24 protein-coding genes are annotated in these 25,714 nt (G+C 29.0%); 15 read left to right on the forward strand and 9 right to left on the reverse strand.

Features of this window, described 5'->3' with window-relative positions; translation table 11 throughout:
* Positions 1-29 precede the first annotated feature (29 nt).
* The 4 genes from ACI48Q_RS10325 to ACI48Q_RS10340 form a co-directional block, all read right to left on the reverse strand.
* Positions 30-1,532 carry a Na+/H+ antiporter NhaC family protein gene (locus ACI48Q_RS10325; protein WP_474918998.1) on the reverse strand — a complete coding sequence of 501 codons (1,503 nt, stop codon included), beginning with the start codon at positions 1,530-1,532 and terminating at the stop codon, positions 30-32.
* Between the two features lie 180 nt (positions 1,533-1,712).
* Positions 1,713-1,859 (reverse strand): FeoB-associated Cys-rich membrane protein, encoded by a 147-nt coding sequence (locus tag ACI48Q_RS10330; RefSeq protein WP_474918999.1) that lies wholly within the window; start codon positions 1,857-1,859, stop codon positions 1,713-1,715.
* Positions 1,860-1,878: 19 nt separating this feature from the next.
* Positions 1,879-3,654 (reverse strand): ferrous iron transport protein B, encoded by a 1,776-nt coding sequence (gene feoB, locus ACI48Q_RS10335; protein WP_474919000.1) that lies wholly within the window; start codon positions 3,652-3,654, stop codon positions 1,879-1,881.
* Positions 3,654-3,881, reverse strand: a complete 228-nt coding sequence (locus tag ACI48Q_RS10340) for a FeoA family protein (RefSeq protein WP_474919001.1) — start codon at positions 3,879-3,881, stop codon at positions 3,654-3,656. Before ACI48Q_RS10340 ends, feoB begins: the two co-directional genes overlap by 1 nt.
* A gap of 221 nt (positions 3,882-4,102) precedes the next feature.
* On the opposite strand from ACI48Q_RS10340, the gene ACI48Q_RS10345 reads away from it, so the two are divergent.
* Together ACI48Q_RS10345 and ade are read left to right on the forward strand one after the other, a co-directional pair.
* Complete coding sequence (locus ACI48Q_RS10345; RefSeq protein ID WP_474919002.1) at positions 4,103-4,786, forward strand: ribonuclease H-like domain-containing protein; 684 nt, start codon at positions 4,103-4,105, stop codon at positions 4,784-4,786.
* Positions 4,787-4,985: 199 nt separating this feature from the next.
* Positions 4,986-6,683, forward strand: coding sequence for an adenine deaminase (gene ade, locus ACI48Q_RS10350; RefSeq protein WP_474919003.1), 1,698 nt, complete (start codon positions 4,986-4,988; stop codon positions 6,681-6,683).
* Positions 6,684-6,779: 96 nt separating this feature from the next.
* On the opposite strand, the gene ACI48Q_RS10355 is transcribed toward ade, so the two are convergent.
* The gene (locus ACI48Q_RS10355; protein ID WP_474919004.1) at positions 6,780-7,994 is read right to left on the reverse strand and encodes a 6-phosphofructokinase; all 1,215 of its coding nucleotides are present in this window, start codon (positions 7,992-7,994) and stop codon (positions 6,780-6,782) included.
* A gap of 181 nt (positions 7,995-8,175) precedes the next feature.
* Here ACI48Q_RS10355 and ACI48Q_RS10360 point away from each other — a divergent pair, with 181 nt between their 5' ends.
* The 4 genes from ACI48Q_RS10360 to ppaX all read left to right on the forward strand — a co-directional run bounded on the left by ACI48Q_RS10360 (position 8,176) and on the right by ppaX (position 13,042).
* Positions 8,176-9,168 carry a WG repeat-containing protein gene (locus ACI48Q_RS10360; RefSeq protein ID WP_474919005.1) on the forward strand — a complete coding sequence of 331 codons (993 nt, stop codon included), beginning with the start codon at positions 8,176-8,178 and terminating at the stop codon, positions 9,166-9,168.
* A 143-nt stretch (positions 9,169-9,311) separates the two neighbouring features.
* On the forward strand, positions 9,312-11,576 hold the full coding sequence (locus ACI48Q_RS10365; RefSeq protein WP_474919006.1) for a VIT and vWA domain-containing protein: 2,265 nt from the start codon (positions 9,312-9,314) through the stop codon (positions 11,574-11,576).
* Positions 11,577-11,682: 106 nt separating this feature from the next.
* Complete coding sequence (locus ACI48Q_RS10370) at positions 11,683-12,402, forward strand: hypothetical protein (protein WP_474919007.1); 720 nt, start codon at positions 11,683-11,685, stop codon at positions 12,400-12,402.
* Positions 12,403-12,409: 7 nt separating this feature from the next.
* Positions 12,410-13,042 carry a pyrophosphatase PpaX gene (gene ppaX / locus ACI48Q_RS10375; RefSeq protein WP_474919008.1) on the forward strand — a complete coding sequence of 211 codons (633 nt, stop codon included), beginning with the start codon at positions 12,410-12,412 and terminating at the stop codon, positions 13,040-13,042.
* Between the two features lie 62 nt (positions 13,043-13,104).
* Here the strand turns inward: ppaX and ACI48Q_RS10380 are convergent, their stop codons facing one another.
* A complete protein-coding gene (locus tag ACI48Q_RS10380; protein WP_474919009.1) occupies positions 13,105-14,133 on the reverse strand; it encodes a threonine aldolase family protein in 1,029 nt (342 codons plus the stop codon).
* Positions 14,134-14,273: 140 nt separating this feature from the next.
* Here ACI48Q_RS10380 and ACI48Q_RS10385 point away from each other — a divergent pair, with 140 nt between their 5' ends.
* From ACI48Q_RS10385 to ACI48Q_RS10395, 3 genes are all read left to right on the forward strand, one after another.
* On the forward strand, positions 14,274-15,173 hold the full coding sequence (locus ACI48Q_RS10385; RefSeq protein ID WP_474919010.1) for a DUF2156 domain-containing protein: 900 nt from the start codon (positions 14,274-14,276) through the stop codon (positions 15,171-15,173).
* Between the two features lie 14 nt (positions 15,174-15,187).
* Positions 15,188-15,814 (forward strand): GNAT family N-acetyltransferase, encoded by a 627-nt coding sequence (locus ACI48Q_RS10390; RefSeq protein ID WP_474919011.1) that lies wholly within the window; start codon positions 15,188-15,190, stop codon positions 15,812-15,814.
* A gap of 295 nt (positions 15,815-16,109) precedes the next feature.
* Complete coding sequence (locus ACI48Q_RS10395) at positions 16,110-16,805, forward strand: peptidylprolyl isomerase (protein WP_474919012.1); 696 nt, start codon at positions 16,110-16,112, stop codon at positions 16,803-16,805.
* Positions 16,806-16,818: 13 nt separating this feature from the next.
* On the opposite strand, the gene arfA is transcribed toward ACI48Q_RS10395, so the two are convergent.
* Positions 16,819-16,992 carry an alternative ribosome rescue factor ArfA gene (gene arfA, locus ACI48Q_RS10400; protein WP_474919013.1) on the reverse strand — a complete coding sequence of 58 codons (174 nt, stop codon included), beginning with the start codon at positions 16,990-16,992 and terminating at the stop codon, positions 16,819-16,821.
* 553 nt (positions 16,993-17,545) lie between these two features.
* On the opposite strand from arfA, the gene ACI48Q_RS10405 reads away from it, so the two are divergent.
* From ACI48Q_RS10405 to ACI48Q_RS10425, 5 genes are all read left to right on the forward strand, one after another.
* The gene (locus ACI48Q_RS10405) at positions 17,546-18,412 is read left to right on the forward strand and encodes a hypothetical protein (protein WP_474919014.1); all 867 of its coding nucleotides are present in this window, start codon (positions 17,546-17,548) and stop codon (positions 18,410-18,412) included.
* A gap of 18 nt (positions 18,413-18,430) precedes the next feature.
* The gene (locus ACI48Q_RS10410) at positions 18,431-19,135 is read left to right on the forward strand and encodes a response regulator transcription factor (RefSeq protein WP_474919015.1); all 705 of its coding nucleotides are present in this window, start codon (positions 18,431-18,433) and stop codon (positions 19,133-19,135) included.
* 138 nt (positions 19,136-19,273) lie between these two features.
* Positions 19,274-20,197, forward strand: a complete 924-nt coding sequence (locus tag ACI48Q_RS10415; RefSeq protein ID WP_474919016.1) for an ATP-binding cassette domain-containing protein — start codon at positions 19,274-19,276, stop codon at positions 20,195-20,197.
* Positions 20,190-20,987 (forward strand): hypothetical protein, encoded by a 798-nt coding sequence (locus ACI48Q_RS10420; protein WP_474919017.1) that lies wholly within the window; start codon positions 20,190-20,192, stop codon positions 20,985-20,987. Before ACI48Q_RS10415 ends, ACI48Q_RS10420 begins: the two co-directional genes overlap by 8 nt.
* Before the next feature lie 17 nt (positions 20,988-21,004).
* Complete coding sequence (locus tag ACI48Q_RS10425; protein ID WP_474919018.1) at positions 21,005-21,916, forward strand: sensor histidine kinase; 912 nt, start codon at positions 21,005-21,007, stop codon at positions 21,914-21,916.
* 343 nt (positions 21,917-22,259) lie between these two features.
* Here the strand turns inward: ACI48Q_RS10425 and ACI48Q_RS10430 are convergent, their stop codons facing one another.
* Positions 22,260-23,108, reverse strand: coding sequence for an AraC family transcriptional regulator (locus ACI48Q_RS10430; RefSeq protein ID WP_474919019.1), 849 nt, complete (start codon positions 23,106-23,108; stop codon positions 22,260-22,262).
* A gap of 289 nt (positions 23,109-23,397) precedes the next feature.
* Between ACI48Q_RS10430 and ACI48Q_RS10435 the strand changes: the two genes are divergently transcribed.
* Entirely contained in the window at positions 23,398-24,864 is a 1,467-nt protein-coding gene (locus ACI48Q_RS10435; RefSeq protein ID WP_474919020.1) for a UDP-N-acetylmuramoyl-L-alanyl-D-glutamate--2,6-diaminopimelate ligase, read from the forward strand.
* Between the two features lie 73 nt (positions 24,865-24,937).
* Here ACI48Q_RS10435 and ACI48Q_RS10440 read toward each other — a convergent pair whose 3' ends face one another.
* Entirely contained in the window at positions 24,938-25,633 is a 696-nt protein-coding gene (locus ACI48Q_RS10440) for a zinc metallopeptidase (RefSeq protein ID WP_474919021.1), read from the reverse strand.
* Between the last annotated feature and the right edge of the window lie 81 nt (positions 25,634-25,714).

The raw sequence follows: 25,714 nt of genomic DNA on the forward strand, positions 1-25,714 counted from the left end.
GGAGAAATCTCCTAGGTATTTCATTTATTTTATGCTGTAGTACTAGCTTTACCTTCATCTCCTATAGATGATGTATTGCCTTTTTTTAATCTAACTTTTGGTTCTCTTGGTAATCCAAACTTAGGTATAAATCTATCCCAACCAGTTACTGTTAATAATAAGATAGAAATAACAGCTACAAAGGCCATTACATTATATTTTATTATATCTATAGGACCAAATTTATGTAGTGGATAAACCACTGTTAAAATTCCTACATAATATCCTATATATACGTGCCATGGAATTAATTGAGAACCAAATACTCCAAGAGCATCTCCAAAAGTAGCATTTCTTAAATATAGTTTGTACATATCTTCTGGGCTACCTTCAACATTCTTATCAACTAATTCTTTTGTTATTGGTCCAACAGTTACTATTTGAGCCATTTCATCAGAAAGAGCAGCATTACCAACTAAACATAAAATACCATTCCAGAACATTAATTGTCTTACATTTCTAGAAATTCTCAGTACTAACTTAGATAATGGGTCAAAGGCTTTTATCTTTGACATTATTCCACCAAAGGCTCCTACCCACATCATCATTACTATAACCCAAGAACCAGCACCTTCAAAGCCTACAAAAACTATATCTTCTAAGAATGGTTTTATACCAGTTACAGTTCCAGCAAAACGTCCCAATACAAAGCATGAAACAATACCAACGGCTAGACATGCTAAAGTAGGTATACCTTTAACTGCAACAGCTATAACTAATACAAGTGGTATAGCCATGTAATATGGAACTCCTTCCTTGACTTGATTTAATAAGTCAACTGCAGATGGTTTCTCTATAGCTAGAGCTTCCATAGCTTCTGCTGGTATAGCATCAATAGCTACACTTGCATTAGCAACCTCAGTTGGTAGTTTCATACCAAGACTAATTCCAAATATAATTACGGCAGTTATTAATAGACACATAATTGACCAAACTCCTTGGCTTCTTACTCTATCAATAACTTCAACCTTTTGTATACCAGAGCTTACAACTGTTGTATCTGATATTAGACCTATATTATCTCCAAAACAAGCTCCTCCAGCTATAGACGCACTAGTTAATAATATACTTCCACCAACTATATGATTAAGCCATAGGAAAATTGGAGCACATGCAGCAAATGTTCCCCAAGAAGTTCCTGTAGCCACTGAAAGTACTGCTGTAACTAAGAAGCCAACAACTGCAACAGTTCTTGCTGTTAATCCAAGAGTAAGTGCTATATTAACTATAGACGCTCCAACACCTGTAGACATAAATGCTTCTGCCATAGCATAAGCAAACATTAGAATAAAGAAAACTAAATTTAATTGCGCAACATTTTTAACTGCACAATCAAGAAGTTCATCAAACTTCAATTTGTCAGTTATCGCACCAACAACAAATGCATATATAGTTGCAATCGGTGCTGCCAGTAAACAGTCCATACCAGAAATCATTAATCCGGCTAGTACAAATACTGGTGAAAATTTAAACAATCCAATCCAAAAACCCATAAAAATGAGACCCCCTTTTTTTAACCGTATAATATATGTAATGTATACGATTTAATAGGTTCATTATAAAACGATTCTTCAAAAAATTCAACATTTTTTGAATATTTTCAATAAAAAAAATACAACATCAATTAATTTCTTAATGATGTTGTATTTATATTTAAACTTTTTTAATAATTTTCAAAGATTATCCTTTTTTTCGTACTTTGAGCATTTCGATGAACAATTACCACATCCACAATCGCCCTTTGATTTTTTCTTAAAATTATTGTATAGTATAAAACTTGCTATTAAAACTATAAAAATAGTTGTTAAAATTTCTACCATATTATCACCTTCCTATATACTAAAATAAAATGGTTAATATGCTATAAAAACTAAAGGACACAATCCAAGCTACAAGAAATTGATATACCACTGAAAAAATAGCAAAGGTCCTTCCAAATTCTTTCTTCATAACAGCTATAACTGAAACACAAGGTGTATATAACAATGTAAATACTAGGAAAGAAATTCCACTGGCAACAGTGAAATTTTCAGCAATTTGCATTACCAAATCTCCACTATATAGTACTCCTAAGGTCCCTATAACTACTTCTTTTGCCATAAGTCCTGTAAGTAATGCTACAGAGTTCTGCCAAGTTCCAAAGCCTAAAGGCTTAAATATTGGGGAGATAAAATCACCAATACTAGCTAAGAAGCTACTATTTATATCCGTCATACCTGAAGTGTTAAAGTTAGACAAAAACCATACAACTACTGAAACTGCAAATATTATAGTCCCAGCTTTTTTCAAGAAACCTTTACCTTTTTCCCATGTATGAAGAAGCAAATTTTTCCATTCAGGAAGCTTGTACTCAGGCAATTCGATGATAAATGGTTCTTCATCTTTTTTAAATAGTGTATTTTTAAAGATTAGAGCCATGATAAAGGCAACTAATATACCTAAGGAATAAAGAAAAAATATCACTGAAGATTGATTACTTACGAATAGAGCACTAGCAAATAGAGCATATACAGGTAATCTTGCATTACAGGACATGAAAGGAACTATTAATGCTGTGAGCTTCCTATCTTTTTCACTTTCAAGTGTCCTTGCTGACATTATGCCTGGCACTGAACATCCAAAACCCATTAATAGTGGAATGAAGGCCTTTCCAGAAAGACCAAGCTTTCTCATAAGCTTATCCATTATAAAAGCCGCTCTAGCCATATAACCACTGTCTTCTAAAAAACTAATACATATAAATAGTGTCAAAATTATTGGTAAAAACACTATAACTGAACCAACTCCACCAATGATACCATCTATTATTAAGGATTGAAACCAAGGTGAGGTACTAGATAGCACACTCTCCACTAAAGGTATTATTGAACCTTCTAAAAAAACAGTTAGTAATTCTTGCAGGGGAGCTCCTACCCACTCAAAAGTAACCTTAAATATAAAAAACATAATTCCTAAAAATATCGGGTAAGCTAAAACCTTATTTAGTACTAACTTGTCTATCTTTTCTGTAGAATTATTAGTAGCTGATTTTTTTCCAACTACTGATTCTTTTAAAATAGATTCAATATAACTATAAGCTTGTTTCTCATCCATATTCACAAATTTATGAATACTATTTATTCTTAAATCTAAATCTTTAAAATCTTCTTTAATTAAAAATTCTTGAAAGTCTTTAATTCCTATTCCTTTGGAAGCAGAAATAGGCAATATTGACACTCCTAATTTTTTTGATAGAGTATCATAATCAATATATACACCTGAAGCTTCTGCCACGTCTACCATATTGACTACTAATATAATGGGTTTATTAAATGCTGTTAGCTGAGAGGTTAAATATAGATTTCTCTCTAAATTAGATCCATCTACTATATTTACAATTAAATCAACATCATCATTTTTTAAAAATTCCTTTGATACTTTCTCTTCATTAGAAAAAGTATCCATTGCATAGATTCCAGGAAGGTCTACAAGCTTTGTTTCTTTATTAATAAAGCCTTCCTTTTTCTCTACAGTAACCCCAGCCCAGTTTCCAACATATTGATTAGAACCCGTAAGTGCATTAAACAAAGTTGTCTTTCCTACATTGGGATTACCAACTAAAGCGATTGTCTTCATTATACTGCCTCCATTATATGAATGTTTTTAGCATCTTTTTTTCTTATGGCTAGGTTTGTCCCTCTTAAACTTATTATAATTGGATCACCTAAGGGTGCAGTATTTTTAACTAATACCTCAGTACCTTCAACAAAACCTAAAGCTAACAATCTTTTGCTAAGTTTCTCATTACAATCCAAATATTTAATAAAACCTTTTGTCCCAGGTTTTAAATCGTAAATACTCATGAAACTCACTCCTTGTTGACAATTATTCTCATTTATTTAATTTAATTATACTCTAATTGATAAATATTGTCAATAAGTTATTATTGGAAGTATTTAAAAGGTTTCTATAGTAATGTAGAATATAAATGTGATATAATTAATTTATGTGTTTATGATTATATTAAAATTTTATAAAATATCTTAAATGTTTAATAACTTGATATACGGAAAAGAGTGGTAAGGTGATAGTTAAAAATTCTAGTATTCAATTACAAGAAATAGATTTTAGTAATAGCTTAGATATAGAAGGAAATAAGGAATTTTTTAAGGATGCCATTTTCTTTGATTTAGAACACTATGTTTATAAAAAGCCTATATGTATTGGAGTTTTTGGCGCTGGATACTATAATGAAGCCGAAAATTGTTTGAAGATAACTCAATTTATGCTTGAAAATAAGTATGAGTTGAAAGAAATGCTAACTCACTCAAAAAAATATTTTGAATATATGAAGTTTGGTTTAAATAAAAAATGTATTGTCACATTTTCAGGTAATAATGATTTTATAGTAATAGATTACTTATTAAAAAAATATAAGCTTCCTTTTGATTTTGACAAAAATTTTGTGAAGATAGATTTACAAAAGAAATATGAAGAAGTAATGAAAAAATCTATTGGATTAAAGGTATTAGAGAGTGAATTTGGAATTGTAAGGGAAAGTGAATTAATAAGTGGCTCTACTTTAGCTAAGACCTTTGGTAAAGTAATGAAGGATAGTGAATATTTTAATAGAATGCCTGATGAGAAAAAAGAAAAAATTCTCTTATATAATATGCAAGATGTAGTTAGTTTGTTTCATATTTATATAAATTGGAATAGTCATATTCACAATGAGTCTAAACCTATAGATGAAGAAAAAATTGAGTAAAATACTAAATTAATTTAATAAAACAAATAAATTTATAGAAAATCAACTTATAAAGGTTAATAAATATCTTTTACAAGTTGATTTTTTTATTGATTAATTAATATAATTAGTATAAGATTATTTGGCAAATATATATATGTTTTGTAAATTTAATGAAAAGAATTATAATATTTATATTTAGTTTTAAGGGGTTGGATGTATGTGTGGTTTTAAAAAAAGTATAATGGCTTCATTAAAAACTTATAAATGTGATCTAGTACTAAAAAATGCTACATTTATAAATGTATTTACTCAAAGCTTAGAAATTGGAGATATCGGTATATGTAATGATATTATTGTAGGAATAGGTGATTATGAAGGCTTTTTAGAAATAGATTGCAGTGATAAGATTATTAGCCCTGGTTTTATTGATGCTCATGTTCACATTGAGTCATCCATGGTAATTCCTCAAATTTACGGCAATTTAGCTCTTAGGAATGGTGTCACTTCGGTTATCGCGGACCCCCATGAAATAGCAAATATACATGGTAGTAATGGAATTAAGTTTATGATTGATAATTCATATAATACTGATTTAGATGTATATTATATGATGCCTTCTTGTGTCCCTTCCATAAGTTTTGAAGATAATGGACATACTTTAAATAGTGAAGATTTAGAAAAATTCCTAGATGACCCTAAAGTCCTTGGATTAGGGGAGGTTATGGATGTATCCTCAGTATTAAATACAGAAGATGGTATGATGAAAAAATTGATGTGCTTTAGAAAAAAATATATTGATGGTCATGCTCCAAATGTAAGCGGAAAAGAATTGAATGCATATATTACAGCCGGTGTAAAAACTGATCATGAGTGTTCTACCTTAGAAGATGCTACTGAAAAAATTAAGAGGGGAATGTATGTAATTATTCGAGAAGGATCTGCCGCTAAGAATTTAAAAGCGTTACTTCCTGCTATTGATGAAAATAATTATCAGAGATTTCTCTTCTGTAGTGATGATAGGCATTTAGAAGATTTAATAGAAGAAGGTTCTATTAATAATTCTATTAAATTAAGTATACAGGAAGGTGTTGATCCGATTAAAGCATATACTATGGCAAGCTATAATGGCTACAACTGTTATGGACTTAAAGATAAAGGAGCTATTGCACCTGGATATAAAGCTGATTTAGTAATACTTAATGATCTAGTATCCGTAGATATTCACAGTGTTATTAAAAGTGGTAAATTATTTGAAAATATTTCTCAAGAAATCACTACTAATAATATGAAGAAATCTGTTAATGTTACTCCAATTGATGAGAGCTTATTTAGTATAAAATCTACGGATAAATATATTAATATAATTGGAGTAGAACCTCATTCTCTTCAAACAAAAGCTTTGGTTGAAAATTTTAATACGGAAGAGAATTTCTATATTACTGCAAAGGATAAGGATATACTGAAGATAGGAGTAATTGAAAGACATAAAGATAGTGGACATAGTGCTGTAGGTTTTATAAAAGGCTTGGGATTAAAGAACTGTGCCATAGCACAAACTATTTCCCACGACTCACATAATATAATAGTAGTTGGAGATAATGATAAAGATATGACAGTAGCTGTAAATACCCTCATAGAAATTGGTGGAGGAATTGTTGTTGTAAGTAAAGGTGAAGTTATTGATTCACTATCCTTAGAAATAGGAGGCATTATGACTAATAGTAGCGCTGAATTTGTATATGACAAGCTTAAAAACCTAAATAACATAATAAAAAGTTATGGATTAAACCTAGGATTTGATGCTTTTATAACCCTGTCATTTATGGCACTACCTGTAATTCCTGAATTGAAATTAACTACTAAGGGATTATTCCATTATGATAAATTTGATTTTATTCCGTTAACTTTTAATTAAAGGTTTTGGAATTTTATTAAGAATTAAGGGACTACAATCATAGGTAGTCCCTTAATTCTTAAAATCTTATGTTTAAAGATAAAGTTTTTTTATCATTTATTTTATGCAAGCATACTTAGGAAGACCATTTTCATACTGAATTTTGGGTTCTCCTATGATTAATGGTAAAGTATACTCATACGCTTCTCTAGTTACATTATTACCCTCTGCATTAATCCAATCTTTAGGGAAGTATTTGATAGCATTCGCCACCTCTGAGGTATGAACTGCAAAGGTTTCTGATTTATAAGGAGTGTTACATATTCTTTTAATACCTATCATATATCCATTCTCACCATTTAAAGAGTATTTTAAAGCTTCATATCCACAACTAAAGGCTTCTTCTATATCAGTCTGAGATGCAAAATGCATTGCACAACGCTGCATGGTAGAAAGTTCTATAGCTCTTACTTTCTTACACACTCCGCTTTCAGTTATAAGGTTTTTTAAATAGCTACATACTCCGCCTAGCTGAGCATGACCAAATTTATCTAGTCCTGTTCCTCCAAGTTTTCCTAAGAAAGTCCCATCTGCCGTTCTTATTCCTTCAGATACTACCACAATTACAGAGCTTTTCTCTTTAAGTTTAGCTTCAATATCTGCTATAAATTTTTCTGAACTAAAAGCTACTTCTGGAAGGTATATTAAATCTACGACTGATTCTCCATTTAATGTTGCGACGCAGGAACTAGCAGCAAGCCATCCTGTATCTCTACCCATAGCTTCTATTATAAATACATTTTTAGCAACATACACACTAGCATCTAATTTGTTTTCTAGTGCTGTAGTTGCTATGAATTTAGCAGCACTACCAAAACCTGGAGTGTGATCCATAACTGGTAGGTCATTGTCTATGGTCTTTGGAACTCCTATAAATTTAACATCTATATTATGTTCTTTAGCATAATTGCTAAGCTTGTGAACTGTATCCATAGAATCATTTCCACCTATGTAGAAGAAGGCCTTTATCTCATATTTTTCAAATATATGAAAAAGCTTTATATATTCTTCTTTATTATCCTCATAAGATTTTAATTTATATCTACAAGATCCTAATCCAGATGATGGAGTGTATATTAATCTATCTATAACTTCAGCATCCATCTCAGAAAGATTAATAAAATTTTCGTTTAATACTCCTTCTATACCATTTACCCCTGCATATACTACGTCATAATATTTAAATTCTTTATTAGCTTTGAACACTCCCATAGCACTGGCATTAATAACTGAAGTTGGTCCTCCTGATTGAGCCACTATACAGTTTTTCATATTAAGCACCCCTTTTCAAAATTTATACTTTTTTAATTATAATATAAATTCATATATGTAACAATTAAATGTGTGGAAATAATTTTAACTTTATTATAGTATAGTTATGATTAAAAATATAATAATTATAGTATATAATTATTATATATAATTTAATGTATTTAAAGTAGGAGGATATATAATGAAGTTATACCCAGCAGAAGAAGAAAATAAATATGGTTATGTTGATATGGAGGGAAATATAATAATACCTTTTAAGTTCGATTATGCAGATGAATTTGAAGACGAAATGGCCTTTGTAGAGGTAGATGGATTATGTGGCTTTATTAATTCCAAAGGTGAATATTTAATTCAACCTAAATATGATGATATAAATTATTTTAATGAGGGGATGGCCCTTGTAGAATTAAATCATAAGTATGGTTATATAAATAAACTTGGTGAAGAAGTCATTGCTATAAAATATGATGAGGGAAAGGGATTTACTGAAGGACTTGCTGCTGTAAAATTATTTGGAAAATGGGGATATGTTAACTGCAGTGGGAAAGTCATAATTCCATATACTTTTGAAGATGCCAATGAATTTGAAGAAGTTGGATTAGCCTTAGTAAAAAAGGGTGATAAATTAGGTTTTATAGATACCAATGGACAATGTATAAGTGGATTTATCTATGATTATGCAAATAATTTTAGTGAAGATCTTGCTTCAGTTTCAATAGGAGAGAGCTACTTTTTTATTAATGAAAAATTTGAAAGAGCATTGAATGGTGACTTTGAATTTGCTTGTGAATTTTCCAAGGGGTTAGCCTGTGTATGTACAGATGAAGGTTGGGGTTATATAGACAAACAGGGTGATTTTAAAATCCCTCCTATATATACTTGGGCTGATAGTTTTAATAATAATTATGGAGTAGTAGCAGTAGAAGATAAATATGGTTTTATTGATAGTGATGGTAACATAATAATTCCTACTGAATATGATAATGTTTTAGATTACAGTGAGGGATATTTTGCAGTGGCAATAGAGGATAAATGGGGATTTGTAGATATAAATAATAAGATAGTTATAGATCCTATTTTTGATGAGGTTTATAATTTTGACGGGGGAATATGTAAGGTAATTCATAATGGATGTGAAAAATATATTAACACCTCTGGTAATTATCTCTGCTAAAGGTTCATAGGCTAAGGATTCCCCTTAGCCTTATTTCTTAATAATTTTAAAATTTTTAATTTTAAGTTACATTTTTTATTTCATTTCTGATACAATAAATATATCTACACAAAAATTTATGTGTAAGTAAAAGGGGAGATAATATGGAATACGAAAAGGTTCAAGGACAAAGTTCAGAAAATTTAATTACTTTTAAAAAGGTAGATATAGATGGTAACATCTGTGGTGAATTTGTTGAATTTACCATAAGCCACGTTTACTTGAATAGAGGTGAAGATGATCTTAAAGCTGTCTATAACTTCCCAATACCAGATACTGCGGTATTGTCAGGATTTGAAGCAAACATTGGTGGAAGAGTAATAAAAGGTCTAGTAGAAGATAAATTAGAAATAGAAAAAATATATAAAAATGTAGAGAAAGAAAGAAGTAATCTTTTATTAGAGGAATTAAATAAGGATAACTTTAGAATATCTATTGGCACAATTTTACCTGGTGAAACAGTAACAATAAAGATTTCATATATAGAAGAATTATCTTATCATAATGGTAAACTAAAATTAATAATACCTAAAATAATCCCTCCTATAAATAATTTTTCAAATCAAGATCTTAAAAAAGAAGAATTAAGCTATAAATTAAACTTAAATTTACTGGTGGAAACTTTTGAAAGTACAAATTTTTCTTGTGACACTCATAAGATTCATGTAGAGGAAGGGGAAAATAACCTTTATAAATTGACCCTTGAAGATGATAATCAACAACTTAATAAAGATATGATTATATATCTTGAGGAGAATGAAACTTGTGAAACCTCAGGTATAATGTATGAAAACTATAAGGAAAATTCAGGGGTTGTATATCTTAAATTCTTTCCAGACATTGATGAAGATACAGAGAAAAAACCAGGTAAATATATCTTCTTAATAGATATTTCAGAATCTATGGATGGAGATAAGATAAAAGAAGCTAAAACTGCCCTTCAACTTTGTTTAAGAAATTTAAATGTGGGGGATAGCTTTAACATAGTTGCTTTGGGTGACACTCTTCATTACTTTACAAATGAAAGAAAAGTACCCTTTAATGACGAAAACTTAAAATTGGCCTCAAAATGGATAGATGAATTAAAATGTGAATGTGATGCTGTAATATTTGATGGTATTAAGTATGCCTTTGAAAACGAAAAATCTGGTGAAGAAAATACTATATTGCTATTTACAGATGATTTAGCAGATGATGAAAATGAAATTTTAGATTATGTAGATGAGGTATGTAAAGAAAGTAGAATTTTCCCATTCGGTATGGATGCCTCAGTAAATACCTACTTCATTAATAGATTAGCAAGAATTACCTATGGAAAAGCAGAATTTATTAATAGAAGTGTTAGAATTGAAGATGTAGTATTAAGACAATTCAATAGAATTAGAGGACTACAAATAACAGATATAGACATAGATTGGGGAAACATAGATGTAGAAAGGACATATCCTAGAACTATTGAATATATGTATGATGGAGAACCTTTCTCAATATTTGCAAAAATTAAGGGCAACACTGAAGGGGTAATTACTTTAAGAGGTAAAGTTGGCAGTAGAAGAATACAAAGAAGAATAGGGCTAACTAAATTAGATTTAGAAGTGAACGCAAATCTAATAGAAAAAGTATGGTATAAAAAGAGAATTGAATCTCTAGAAAATAGATTAACCTATCAAAGAGGAGAAATATATGAGGCAATGAAGAAAAAAATCATTGAAATATCTACAGAAGTAGGTATTATTAGTGAAGATACTTCCTTCATATTATTAGAAGAAATTTATGAACCAGTACTTGGTATAGTTATGAAAAAATTCTTACCAGTAAAAATTGATTTAAATAAAGGGGAGAATAAGATTATTTCTCCAAGTTTCTACTATAATCAATACTTAGACGAATCACTATTTAATAATTTGGATATAAATAACGTAGAGAAAAAGGAACTTTTGAGAATTTTAGCTACTCAACAACTTGCGGATGGAGCTTTTGCAAAATCTACTGATGAAGATGATTATACAAAATTCCTATTGACCTTAAAAGTAATTTTAGCATTTACTTCTCAAAAGGAAGATATATCCTTATATAAAAATTTACTTTTAAAAGCAGTAAATTATGTAGTAGCTAATCATGAGAACTTCTTAGGAGAAAATGAAGGATTAATTCTTTCTTTATTGGCCCTTAAGACTTGTTTGCGTAGAGGGGTAATTAAGAGTGATAGAAAACAATTTATATCTTCAATAATTTCTTCTATTGAAGATAAATTAAAAGAACTTAATGTAGATGTTGAAGATATAGATAATAAAGGAAAAGATTTAATGGAAAGTTCTAAATACAATGATGTGTTAAGTAATATTATTAATAATATTCTTAAAGATTAATATGGTGCTCCTAGGTATCAATGACCTAGGAGCACTATTTGTATTATACAGCTAATAATGTTATTATAAATTAGATAATTATTATTAAATTTGTATAGGGGATAATATGATTGTTTTCAAAAAATATGATGAAGTTTATATAAAATCATTAAGAAAAGATATTAGAACTATGTTTCTTAAAGAGTTTGTCATTGAGGATATAAAACACATAGATGTAAGGCATGTTGAAGTATTATTTAAATATTATGACCATAGATTTTTTGAAAATCAAATTTCATATGCCCTTAAGGATACTATTAAGTTTTCAGCCTCTAATAAAATGACTAAAAGTGGAGGCAAAACCATATACTCTATAAGAAATAATAGAAAATTCTATGAAATTAAAGTAAGTAATGTACTTTTAATGAATTTTAATAGAACTGATGATGTGAAAAGAGTATGTGGTATAGATGCCTATGATTTCATAGATGCACTTATGCTTATACTAGAACATGAGCTTTGCCACGTAATTGAGTTCTATAATTATGGTTCTTCAAGCTGTAAAAAGAATAGATTTAAGTTTATTGCTAATAATATATTTGGTCATAAAAGTAGCTATCATGAATTATTAAAGCAGAATATTTATGATAAAGAACCTATATATATAAATTATGGACAAGTCGTTTATTTTTCTCATAAAGGCTCATTGAAAACTGGTATAGTTACCAATATCAATAAGAGAGCCACTGTGATGGTTAAAGATAGAAATGGTATATATAGAGATAAGAATGGTGTTTTGCATTCTAAGTGGTATGTGCCTTTAAGTATGCTTAAAGAAAAGGAGTAGATGTAATATGATAAAAGCAATATTTTTTGATTTAGATGGCACCTTAATTGATACTAATGAGTTAATAATAACTTCCTTTCAACATGTATTTAAAAACGGATTAAACATTGAGGTTCCAAAGGAAGAAATAATTAAAACTTTTGGTTCTCCATTATCAGATGTACTAGGCAAGTATTTTCCTGACAACGTAGAGGAAATTGTTAATGAATATGTGAAATACTCACTTTCAATTCATGATGAATATACTAAATCCTTTGATGGAATTGAAGAAGGCTTAATATCTTTACGTGAAAAAGGAATTAAGCTGGCAGTTGTAACTTCTAAAAGAAGAAATACAGCATTAAGAGGATTAGAGCTATTTAATCTAACTAAATATTTTGATGTTATAGTTAGTCCAGAAGATACAGAAAAACATAAACCAAATGGAGAGCCTGTTATGAAGGCCTGTGAATTACTACAGGTTAAACCAGAGGAAGTTATAATGGTAGGAGATAGTCATAATGATATTCTATGTGGTAAAAATGCTGATGCTAAAACCTGTTTAGTAAGCTATTCCTTATTACCTATCGAGGAAACAATGGCCTATGGTGCAGATTATCTAATAGATAGTATAGAAGAATTAATTGATTATCTAGATTAGTAAGAGTATTTTTTCAAAATAATGTTAAAAAGGGCTGCATATTATTGCAGCCCTTTTTAGTACTATTTTGAAATAAATTTTTTCATGGTTTTTACCACCAAGTCTATATTCTCTTCACTAACCCAATAGTGAGTTACAAATCTCATAAGACCATCTTCCTCACCAGAGATTTTTATGTTATTTTCTAATAGATAATCTACAAGTCCTTGAGAGTCTACTTTTTCATCTAATTTAAAGAAAACCATATTTATGTGAAGGCAATCTTCAACAATAGTCACTTCGGGAATCGTAGCTAATTTATTAGCTAGATATTGAGCCTTACTATGATCTAATTTTAAATTCTCTCTCATATCTTTAAGAGCTACTAATCCAGCTGCGGTTATAACTCCACATTGTCTTAGTCCACCACCCATAAGTTTTCTATATTTTCTTGCTCTATCAATAAATTCTCTATCTCCAGCAAGGATTGACCCTACAGGTGCGCATAAACCTTTTGATAAACAGAACATTACGGAATCTACATTTTTAGTAATTTCCTTAACATCTACCTCTAAGTATGTAGCAGCATTAAATAATCTTGCTCCATCTAAATGTATAGGTAATCCATATTTATTAGCTACTTCTCTAATTTCAGCCATATTCTCTAAGGATATAGTTCTTCCAGTAGAGTGAGCATTTTCCAAACATATCAATGCAGTATTCGGATAGTGTATATCTTCTTCTTTTCTTATTGTACGTTCGATATCTGAAGGCGAAAGTTCTCCTTTATTACTTCTAAGAGTTCTAAGTTGAACCCCTGCAATTACTGCTGCTGCTCCAACCTCGTGACAAACTATATGGCAATCTTCACCTAAGATAACTTCATCACCTTTTTCACAATAAGTTAACAACGCTAGTTGATTACCAAAAGTACCACTTGGTACAAAAAGAGCTGCGTCTTTCCCAACTAACTCTGCTGCGTATTTCTCTAATTCTATAGTTGTTTCATCATCTCCGTATACATCATCCCCAACACTAGCGCTATACATAGCTTTTCTCATATCCTCAGTTAATTCTGTAACTGTATCACTTCTTAAATCGATAAATTTCATGTATATCCCCCCTTAAAATATAATTATACTATAGGAAAATATTAAAATCTATAATACTAATATACATAAATAATTTGTGATATAATAATATTATTTGGTATTAGTTACGCAATATATTTGTAGATTAACCGGAGGATTTTATGCTAGAATTTAGAAAAATAACTATTTTAGATAAAGACAATATATTACCTTATATTACTCCTTATAACTTTAAAACCTGTGAATTTTCTTTCTCCACTTTAATGATATGGAAAGATGCATCTGATATTCAATATACTATCAAAGATAATGCTCTTATTATCAAGAAAAAAGACTACCATAATAAAAGTCACTTCATGCAGCTACTTGGTTATGATAAATTCAACCTTAAAAATATAGTAGAACTGTTAAAAAAGGAGTTCAAAGAAAATAATATGGATTACCTTTTTAAAGAGGTAGAAGAATCTTTCATTTTAGATTTATTAGAAATCTATGGAGATAAGTTAATATATGAAGAAGATAGAGATAACTTTGATTATATTTATAGAAGTGAAGATTTAATAACTATGAAGGGAAAGATACTTCATAAAAAAAGAAATCATTATAATAAGTTTGAAAAAAGCTATAATTATAGATTAACTGAAATAGGTGATGAAGAGGTGAAGAAACATTGTAAAGATGTAGCTTACACTTGGTATAAAAGCTATGGTGAATATGATAAATTGACAGAGTTTGAGCTTTTAGCAATATACTATATTTTAGATAATATAGAATTACTAAATCTTAAGGGATTAGCTGTATATGTAGATGATGTAATAGCAGGTTTTAGTATAGGGGAAATCGTAAATGAAGATATGGCAATTATTCATTTTGAAAAAGGAGATAAGAACTATTCAGGAGTATTTGCCTTTATAAATCAAAAATCCACGGAGATTTTATACAACAATATTCCATTTATAAATAGAGAGGATGATATGGGACTTTCGGGTTTGAGGATAGCAAAAATGTCCTATGGACCTGTACGCTTAGAGAAAAAATATACTGTTTACAATATTTTATAAGGGGGCTACAACTTATGGAAAACTATACAAAAACTATAGATGATAAACTAAAGATCACCTCATTTGAAGAAACTTCTATATCAAAAACTAAACCCATAAAAAAATTATTTAATACAGATAGAATTAAAATATGTGCCATTGATGAAGAACATCTTTCTACCATAAAAAAATGGTTTAATGATATGAATTTCTTAAGATATTTTGATAATGTAACGGCGATTCCTTTCAACTATGAAGATATTAAAAACTATATAGGCATCGAAGAACAACATCATAATGAAATAATTTTAGGAATATTTTCTAAGGAAAATGAAGATATCATCGGTTTGATTGGCTTTGAAAACATAAGGTGGAGTAGTGGCACTTCAAGTATATTTATTGGTATAGGTGATAGTTCTTATTTAAATCTTGGTCTTGGGAGAGAGGCTATGTGCTTAGCCCTTGATTATGGATTTAGAGAATTAAATCTTCATAAAATACAATTGACAGTTATTGAATATAATCATAGTGCCATTAAACTATATGAGAGGGTTGGTTTTGTAAAAGAGGGATGCCTAAGAGAATATGTATTACGAGATGGCATCAGATTTGACTTATTACAATATGGGATTTTAAGCAGTGAGTGGTTTAATAAATCCTGAATGTAATATTTAAAAAATCCATCTCTCTAAATTAAATTCTTAATTCCTATGATTTTACAATATATATATTTCAATAATGAAACTACACTATACAAATAGGCTTTTATTTTATGAAGTTCTAATTAATCTAATTTTATATTTAAGCCTATTTGTATAATGTAGAAACTTAATTACAACTTATATATGTAAATATAACAAAAATTTCATATATTTTATATTTTAATCTATACTAATAAATGATAAACTTTATAGAGTATACATAGTAAAAATCATAAGCTAAAAGGAGAGACAATTAATGAAGAAAAAAATAATTTCAGTATTATCCATTATCTTAGTAGGAGCTATGTTTTTAGTAGGTTGCGGCTCTAAAGATAAGGATTCAACTGACAAAAATAACAACAATTCATCACAAGAAAATAATTCAAACACACCAACCGCAAGTAAAGAAACTGAGAAAAAACCAGAGGATAAAAATCCCATTGCTACTATAGAAATGGAAGATGGTTCTATAATAAAGCTAGAGCTTTATCCAGAAAAAGCACCAAACACAGTGAGAAATTTTATTTCTCTTGCTAATAGTGGTTTCTATAATGGCTTAACTTTCCATAGAATTATACCTGGCTTTATGATTCAAGGTGGAGATCCTCAAGGTACAGGTATGGGAGGCCCAGATTATTCTATAGCAGGTGAATTTACTTCTAATGGTTTTGAAATCAATGATATAGCTCATGTAAGAGGGGTTATCTCAATGGCAAGATCTCAAGATAATGATTCTGCGGGCTCTCAATTTTTCATAATGCATCAAGATGCACCTCATTTAGATAATACATATGCTGCCTTTGGTAAAGTTACTGAAGGGATAGAGGTTGTGGATAAAATCGCTAGCGTTGAGACTGGTGCAAATGATAAACCAACCACTGATGTTAAAATGAAAAGTGTTTCTGTGGAAACCTTTGGAGTTAAATATAATGATCCAGAAAAAGTGAAATAAAAAAACACCAGAATCAATGATAATAACCGTAATCCATTGATTTCTGGTGTTTTTTCTTCCTATTATAAGACCCTTTACCTTTCTTAGCTTTTACAACTCCAGCACCTCTATTCACTTTTTGATGGTAGTCATGAATATCTTCAATCTTAGTTCTAACATAACCGCCTTTTAATACCATTTTTTCCATACAATCACCTTCCATATAAAATAATTTACCTTATATTATAATTATATCAGCTTTAAATTAAAAATCTATAAATAACTTATGGAAATTAATCATTTATTTTTAACCCTTCCTCTTTTTAACCATTATATATATATTAAAATATCTGTAAATCCATTCATTCATCTTTTATTCCTATAACTTTATTGTAAATTGCTATATACACTCTTCCTCATTTTCTAGAGTTTTAAATCTTTGAAAAATTTTCAAAGGTATATTTCCTCCTTTATTTATTTTTTCAAATTTCAAAATCTAAATTTCATATATACTACTTTTAAAAAGTACCATTCAATATAACTTTTATTATATTGAATGGTGTTATTATATTATCCAAATTTCACATTTCATTTCCAAAAACTTATTGTATACTTTAAGTTTACTTTGTATACCTAAGTATATTCAATGTATACATATAGTATACTATATTTACAGTATGTATACAGATTTTTAAAGCCAAAAATGTTATAATATGAAAGTGAATAATTAAGTTTTATAAGTTTAAAAAAGGAGAATATGAATGGATTCAATTTTTAGCGTTAGAATAAATGAGGAATTAAAAGAAAAATTCTTTAAAATGGCTCAAGATCATGGAATTAATAATAAAGATTTAATGGAAGTTATGGTTAAACACTATGAATTAAATGGTGCTAAAGACAGTTTTAATCATGCTCAAAATGATATAGATGAGTTGCAAAGCATAACCAAACGTGTATTAGATATTTATATTAACTTATTAGAGAAAAATAAAATTAAGTCCTTAGAAGTGGATAATACATATAAAAAAGATCTTACTAGTAAAGAAGAATTATTTAATAAATTATCTTCTGAAAAACAAGAGGTTGAAGAGAAGCTAAAGGAATTTAAAAAGCAACTAGAAGAATGTAATAAAGAAATCACAAAACTAAAAGAGGAAGTAAAAAAAGAAAAGGATATAGCTAAAGAGGTTGGAGAATTAAATAAACTTCTTAAGGACAAAAATGAAATGCTACAAGGTCAATTATCTAATTTTGAAGATTTCCAAGAGGAAAATAAGATATTGGAAGAAAAAATTATCAACTTTAAAGAAGAAATTTCCAATATAAGAAATACATATGAAAGTCTTAAAAATCAATTAATTTTGGATCAGGATGAAAGTTCGAAAAAAGAAAAAGACTTTAAAGCTACTATAGCTTCCTTAGAGGAAAACTATAATGAGGAACTTAGAAAAAAACAAGAAGAGCTTGATTTTAAAATAGCTAAAGAATCTTTAGCTAAAGAAACCTATTTTAGGGAAGAAATATGGAATTTAAAAACTCAATATGAAGAGAGAATATCTATATTGTTAAAAGAGAAAGAAGAACTTTACATAAAATTAAATGAACTTGTTATGAAATCTAATAAATAATAACTATGGAGATTTGATATGAATAAAGATATTAAAATATTAGTAGTAGAAGATGATAATGATATAAATAAATTGCTTTACGAAATGTTATCTAATGAAGGATATAGCGTAAAATCAGCATATTCAGGAACAGAAGCACTGATATATTTAGAACAGCACCAATGGCATATGGTTTTATTGGATTTAATGCTACCTGGGAAATCCGGAGAGGAACTTTTGGTTCAAATAAGGAAAGATAAAAAAATGCCTATAATAATTATTTCAGCTAAAGAGGAAAAGGGAATTAAAGTAGAAATGCTTAGATCTGGAGCCGATGACTTTATAACCAAACCTTTTGATATAGATGAAGTTTTAGCCAGAATTCAAAGTAATTTAAGAAGATACGTTGACTTCGCCTCAAAGGATAATATGAACAAAATCATAACTTTTGAAGAAATTTCTCTCAATATAGAAAATAGGCAGGTATTTGTAAATAACCAAGAAGTATTGCTAACCACCAGAGAATTTGACATCCTTGAACTTTTAATAAGAAATCCCAAAAAAGTATTTTCAAAGGCTAATTTATTCGAAAGTGTTTGGGGTAATGAATATATGTGTGATGATAATACCATCACAGTTCATATAAGTAATCTAAGAAATAAATTAGCTAAATGCGGCGTGAAGCAGGATTATATACAAACGGTGTGGGGAATAGGGTATAAATTAAGTCAAGGCTCTATTTGAGAATCCTTTAGAATGAATGTTAAATGAATATATTGATGTTAAATTTTAAGACTTAAGACTTTCTTAGGAATTTCTTTATGGTTAATTAGAAGTTAGCTTTTATACTTATATTAAACCATATGGAAAGGAGAGTAACAAATGTGCAATTATGTTTTAAGAACTAATAGGTTAAGCAAAATATATAAGACCCATTGTGCCGTTGATAAGGTGTCCATGCATATTAGAGAAGGGGATATTTATGGTCTTATAGGTAAAAATGGTGCTGGAAAAACCACCTTAATGAGACTAATCACGGGATTGACTAATATTACAGGAGGCAATGTTGAACTCTATGGAATTGATACATCTCACGAAATATTTAATGCTAGGAAAAGAATGGGTACACTAATTGAAACTCCAGCATTTTATCCAGATATGACTGCCTACGATAATATGGAATTCTTAAGGATTCAAAAAGGAATTCCAGGTCGTGAATGTATTAAAGAAAAGTTGGACTTGCTGGGATTAGGTGATATGGGAGAAAAGAAGGTTAAAGACTTTTCTCTAGGCATGAAGCAACGATTAGGATTAGCTATGGCTCTGCTTGGAGATCCAGATTTTCTCATATTAGATGAGCCCACTAATGGCTTAGACCCTATAGGCGCATTAGAAGTAAGAAATCTTTTAGAAATGCTAAATAGAGAAAATAATGTAACAATACTAATATCCAGCCATGTGTTAAGTGAAGTACACCAACTAGCCAACTGTTACGGAATTATTAATGATGGGAGATTAGTTGAAGAAATAACCCAAGTAGAACTTGATGAAAAATGTAATAAATTTTTAGAAATAAAGGTTAATGATACAGATAGAGGAGTTTGGGTTATGGAGAATATACTTAAAACTAGAAATTATAAGGTTTCACCTACTAACTATATAAATATTTATGAATATATAGACGACCCAGGCATAGTTTCTCAAGCTCTTGTTAAGGAAAATATTATAATTGAACAAATATCAGTTAAGGGTAATGAGCTGGAAAATTATTTTATGAACTCAATGGGAGGTAAAAATGATGATTAATTTAATAAGATCTGATCTATTTAGATTAAAAAAAAGTAAGACTTTTAGAAAATCTATAATTATATTGTTAGTATTTATGATTATCTCAATAATTGGATTTTCGATTTTAGGTGGAAATTTATCTCTGATTAGCATAGCTATAGATAATAAAGATTATGGTTTTCACATTAAAAGTCCATCATTAACTAATTGGTACCTTGATTTATTTACTTCTTCCCTTGGCTTTACATTTATAATATATTTACTTACGTTATTTCTAGTAGGAAATGTAGTTATAGCAAAGTATGATTGTGGAATATTGAAGAACTCAATATCCTATGGACATGATAGATGTAGAATTTATATATCCAATTTAATCTCCATATTTATAGCAATCTTATTTATGGCTATACTTACTTTAGTAATTCCATTTATTTTGTGGAGTATAATATTTCATCCAGGAATTAAAATATTAGAGAAAGAATTGCTTCTTATAGTTAAAATTATTCCAGTATGGCTTATAATACTATTTGCTATGACAAGCATTTATGTTTTTCTTGCTACAATTAGTAAAAATAAAGGTATTGTTATAGGGCTAGGTATTTTAAATTTATCAGTTTTATCGATGACCTTAATATGTATTGGTAGCAGTAAGATTATAAATAAAGTTCCTATACTTATGCTAATGGACCTATGTAGTTCTCCTTCCTTTAATACGCCTTTAACTTCTTTTTTAATAAATTCTATAATAATAATTTTCTCAACCACCATACTTGGATGTATAACAGTTACTAATCAAGATATTAAATAATGAGAGGGGTGAGTAGAATGGGTTATTTGGCGGTAATATTTTTTATTACTACCCTAGTTTTACTTACCCATTTAGTTCTTATAAAAAAAGAGCTCAGAAATATTACAAACCAATTAAATGATTATAATAGTTTAAAAACACGTAAAAAAGTTCATGTGAATTTGTTTAATGATGAAATTGAGGCCTTGGGAAAGAGCATCAATGTGCACATAGATCTACTAAATAAGTTACAAGTAAAACAGAAGCAATCCGACAATGAACTTAAGAAAACCATTGCTAATATAGCTCATGATTTAAGAACCCCCCTTACATCAGTTTTAGGATTTCTTCAAATGCTAAAAAATAATTCTTTGTCCGAAGAGAAAAAATTTGAATACCTTCATATAGCAGAAGATAAAGCTCGAGACCTTCAGAAACTATTAAATGATTTTTTTATTTTATCTGTTGTTGAATCTCCAGATTATGAATTGAAATTTGAATATATACATTTAAATAATATTCTATGTGATGAACTTGCAGCATTTTATGATAGTTTCATGGATAAAGCTATAATTCCAACCATAGATTTATCTAAGGAAGATATTATAATAATTGGTGATAAATCTGCTATAAAGAGGATATTAGAAAATCTTATAGTTAATATATTAAAGCATGGTAAAGAAAAGGTAACTATAAAACTTAGTGTAGAAGATAATAAAGCAGTAATAGCAATAATTAACTCAGCCACTAATCTCACTGATAAGGATGTAGATTTAATGTTTAATAAATTTTACATAAGTGATAAATCTAGAAATCCAAGCAATGAAAATACAGGATTAGGATTATCTATTTCAAAAAGTCTTATGGAAAAGATGGGTGGAGAGATATATGGAGAGCTTAAGGATAATTTATTACATATCTATTGTAAGTGGAATGTAAAGTGTTACTAAGTGTTACACTCAATTACTAGGACATACTATTATATTTTAATAATATGTCCTAGTTCTTTTTTTATCTTACGATTTATTTTAATATAGTGTTGACAATGAACTATATATTATTACTCACAAACCGTTTCGAAAGATTGATTTACTAAGGTCCTATTCAAGTAAAAAGCTAAAATACAACAACTCGATTCTCTCGAACAGGTTGTATTTCTTAACGCTTTTCACTTTCATATGGCCTAAGTAAATCTAATCTTCCTGCAAATGGTTTGCTTCGCAATAATATATAGTTCTAAAATCAACAATCATTTAAAACAAAGCCTTATCTTAAAACATACAGCTTATGTTATTAGTTCAGAAAATCTCTTGGATATTTATTGAAAAACTTCTTAAAAGCTCTTAGAAAGCTAGAATAATCATTAAACCCACATTGAATTGAAGCTTTAACAATTGGTTCTCCTGCTTTTATAAGATCTTTCACCATTAAAAGTCTTTTTTGAAGTATATAATTATGGAGGGTATATCCTGTTTCTTTTTTAAATTTATGCATAAGATAATATTTACTAATATAAAATCTTTCTGATAAAAATTCGATTGAAAGAGGTTCAGACAAATTGTTATTTATATATCTTAAAATATCTTCTATCTGTTTATCATATTTAAGTGCATTTTCATCATTGACATACATATTCCCAAGATAAATTCTATTTAGATACACAATTAGCTGAATAAATAAAGAGTTACTCAAAAGTTTGCTCCCAAATTCTAATGAATTTAAAGATGATCTCAATGAAACTAGTATAGACTTTAATTCATTCTGCAACTCATCTTCAAGCCTAATAAGATTAAAACTTCTTTCATTTGCTAAAGTAAAACAGTTTAGAAGATTACAATTATCATAATTATGAGCTTCTAAGAAATCTGAATTAACCCAAATAATTATTCTTTCATAGGTTTGTGTAGAGTCAATAATAGGCTTGTGAACATCTTTACTATTTACAAGTAAAATATCCCATGGCTTTAGAAAATAAGCCTTACCCTCAATAATATAAGTAACTTGCCCTGATAAAAATATAATAATTTTATTAAAATCATGGTAGTGAAACTCAAACTCTTGATTTGTCTTATCTTTTAAATGAAACAGTTGAAAATCTTTATTTAAATAGCCTTTTTTATTACTAGATTCTTTATCATGCATTTTAAATAGAAACCTTTCTTAAAATATAATCTTCCTGCAAATGGTTTAAGTGTAAACTTAGTTTGATGTTATCATCAAACTTTAGTTGCCTGTACCCGGATGGGTGAACTTACACAGAGTGATCTTCGCAATGATATGTAGTTCTAAAATCAACAACTGTTAAAAACAAAGCATATAAATTAAATCATAGAGCATTTTTTACAATATATCAAGCAACAAATACAATATTTATTGCTAAAAATTTGTATATAATGAAATTATAATATATAAATTTGAGGATGTAATATTGATGAAGTTGCATAATTTACTTAAAAATACCGACTATAGTCTATTGAAAGGTAACTTAGATATAGATATTAGTAGTGTTAGCTATGATTCTAGAAAAGTTAAGGCTAACTCTTTATTTGTATGTGTAAGGGGAACTAAAATGAATGGGCATGATTTTCTACATGAGGCTATTAGAAATGGAGCAATAGCCATAGTTTTTCAAGATGAAATTAATTATGAAGATATCAACATTACATTAGTAAAAGTTGAAAACTCTAAAAAAGCTCTAGCAAGTATAGCTAATCTATTTTATAAAGAACCATCTAAAGAAGTAGAATTAATTGGTGTAACAGGAACTAATGGTAAGACTTCAGTGATAAATTATATTAAAGATGTGCTAGAATCATATGGAAAACGCGTAGGTACAATAGGTACTTTAGGCTATAAATTTGAAAATAAAGAAATAGCTATAGATAAAACAACACCAACAACTCCAGAATCCTTAGAACTCCAAGCTGCATTCAGAGAGATTATAGCTAATGGTGGAGAAGATATAATAATGGAGGTCACATCTTCTGCATTATCTAAAAATAGGGTAGATTATTGTGATTTTAATATCGGTGTATTTACAAATTTATCACAAGATCATCTTGAAGAGCATGGAACCATGGAAGTATATAAAAATGAAAAAATGAAGCTATTTCATAAATGTAAATTAGGAATTGTAAATAAAGATGATGAAATTGCTGATGAGATAATAAATACAGCTACATGTAAAATATTAACCTATGGTATAGAAAAAGATGCGGATATTAAAGCTACAGAATTAAGACTGACTTCCACTTCAGTAACTTTTAAAGTAAACTTTAAAGAAATATGTAGAGAAATAACAATTAATATTCCTGGTAAATTCACAATTTATAACATCTTAGCAACCATAGCAACATTATATGGATTAGGCATAGATATTGATAATATAATAAAATTAATAGTTGATGTTAAGCCAGTTCCAGGTAGATTAGAGATGGTTCAAAACCACTTAAATAAAAATGTACTAGTAGATTTTGCACATACTCCAGACTCCTTAGAAAAATTACTAACTGTGGCAAAAGAAATAACTAATGGAAAAATAATTCTTGTTTTTGGCTGTGGGGGAAATAGAGACATTGGAAAAAGGAAAATCATGGGTAAAATAGCTAGCGCTCTTTCAGATTATTGTATAATCACCTCTGATAATCCTAGAACTGAGGATCCAAATATAATTCTTTCTCATATTGAAGAAGGAATAAAAGCTACAAAAACTCCTTATGAAAAGTTTGTTGATAGGAGAGATGCTATTGAAAAGGCAATAAAACTGCTAGGTGATGAGGATTTATTAGTCATAGCAGGAAAGGGCCATGAAACTTATCAAATTATAGGAACAGAAGAAATATACTTTGATGACAGAAAAGTGGTAAAAGAGCTTTTTATGAAATTTAAGTTAGTGTAAAGTGATACCTTAGAACCCTTTACACTAACCATTGATTTTTATACCTTCATTACTTCTATTTGATTATATAACTCTATCCATCGTTTCTGTTTTTTATTGCTATTAATCTTAAAAGCTGAGCAATAGCTGTTATCGCCGCCGCTATATAGGTAAGAGCTGCAGCACCTAAAACCTTCTTAGCACCTTTTAGTTCATCTTCATATAATATATTTCTTGCACCGAGTATAGCTATTGCTCTATTAGAAGCATTAAACTCCACTGGTAGTGTTACTAATTGAAAAAGTACAGCTGTTGAAAAGAAAATTATTCCTAAATTTATAAATAAGGCATTAGACATAATAATTCCTATAAAAAATAATATCCAAGACGCTTTAGTCCCTATATTTACTATGGGTACAAGAGACCCTCTTATTTTTAGAGGAGCATATCCTTCCTTATGTTGTATTGCATGACCAATTTCATGGGCAGCTACCCCTATAGACGCTAATGATGTGCCATTATATACATCATTAGATAGTTTCACCACTCTTTTAATTGGGTCATAATGGTCACTAAGTTTACCTGAAGTAATCACTACTGGTATATCAAAAAGTCCATAACTATCTAAAATCATTCTTGCTACTTGTGCACCAGTATATCCATTTCTACTATACACCCTTGAATAAGTTGCATAACTACTTTGAATTTTATACTGTGCCCAAAATGAGATTATCAATGCGGGTAAAAGTATAATCATTGTTGGATCTAAATATGGTCTAAAATAAGGCATATAAACCCCTCCTATTCTTATTAATGTAAGAAAACTAGAAAATTGACCGTGTAGTTTGTTTTTATAGAATACCATAAAACA

It is taken from the genome of Clostridium sp. LXY-7, assembly GCF_056172015.1.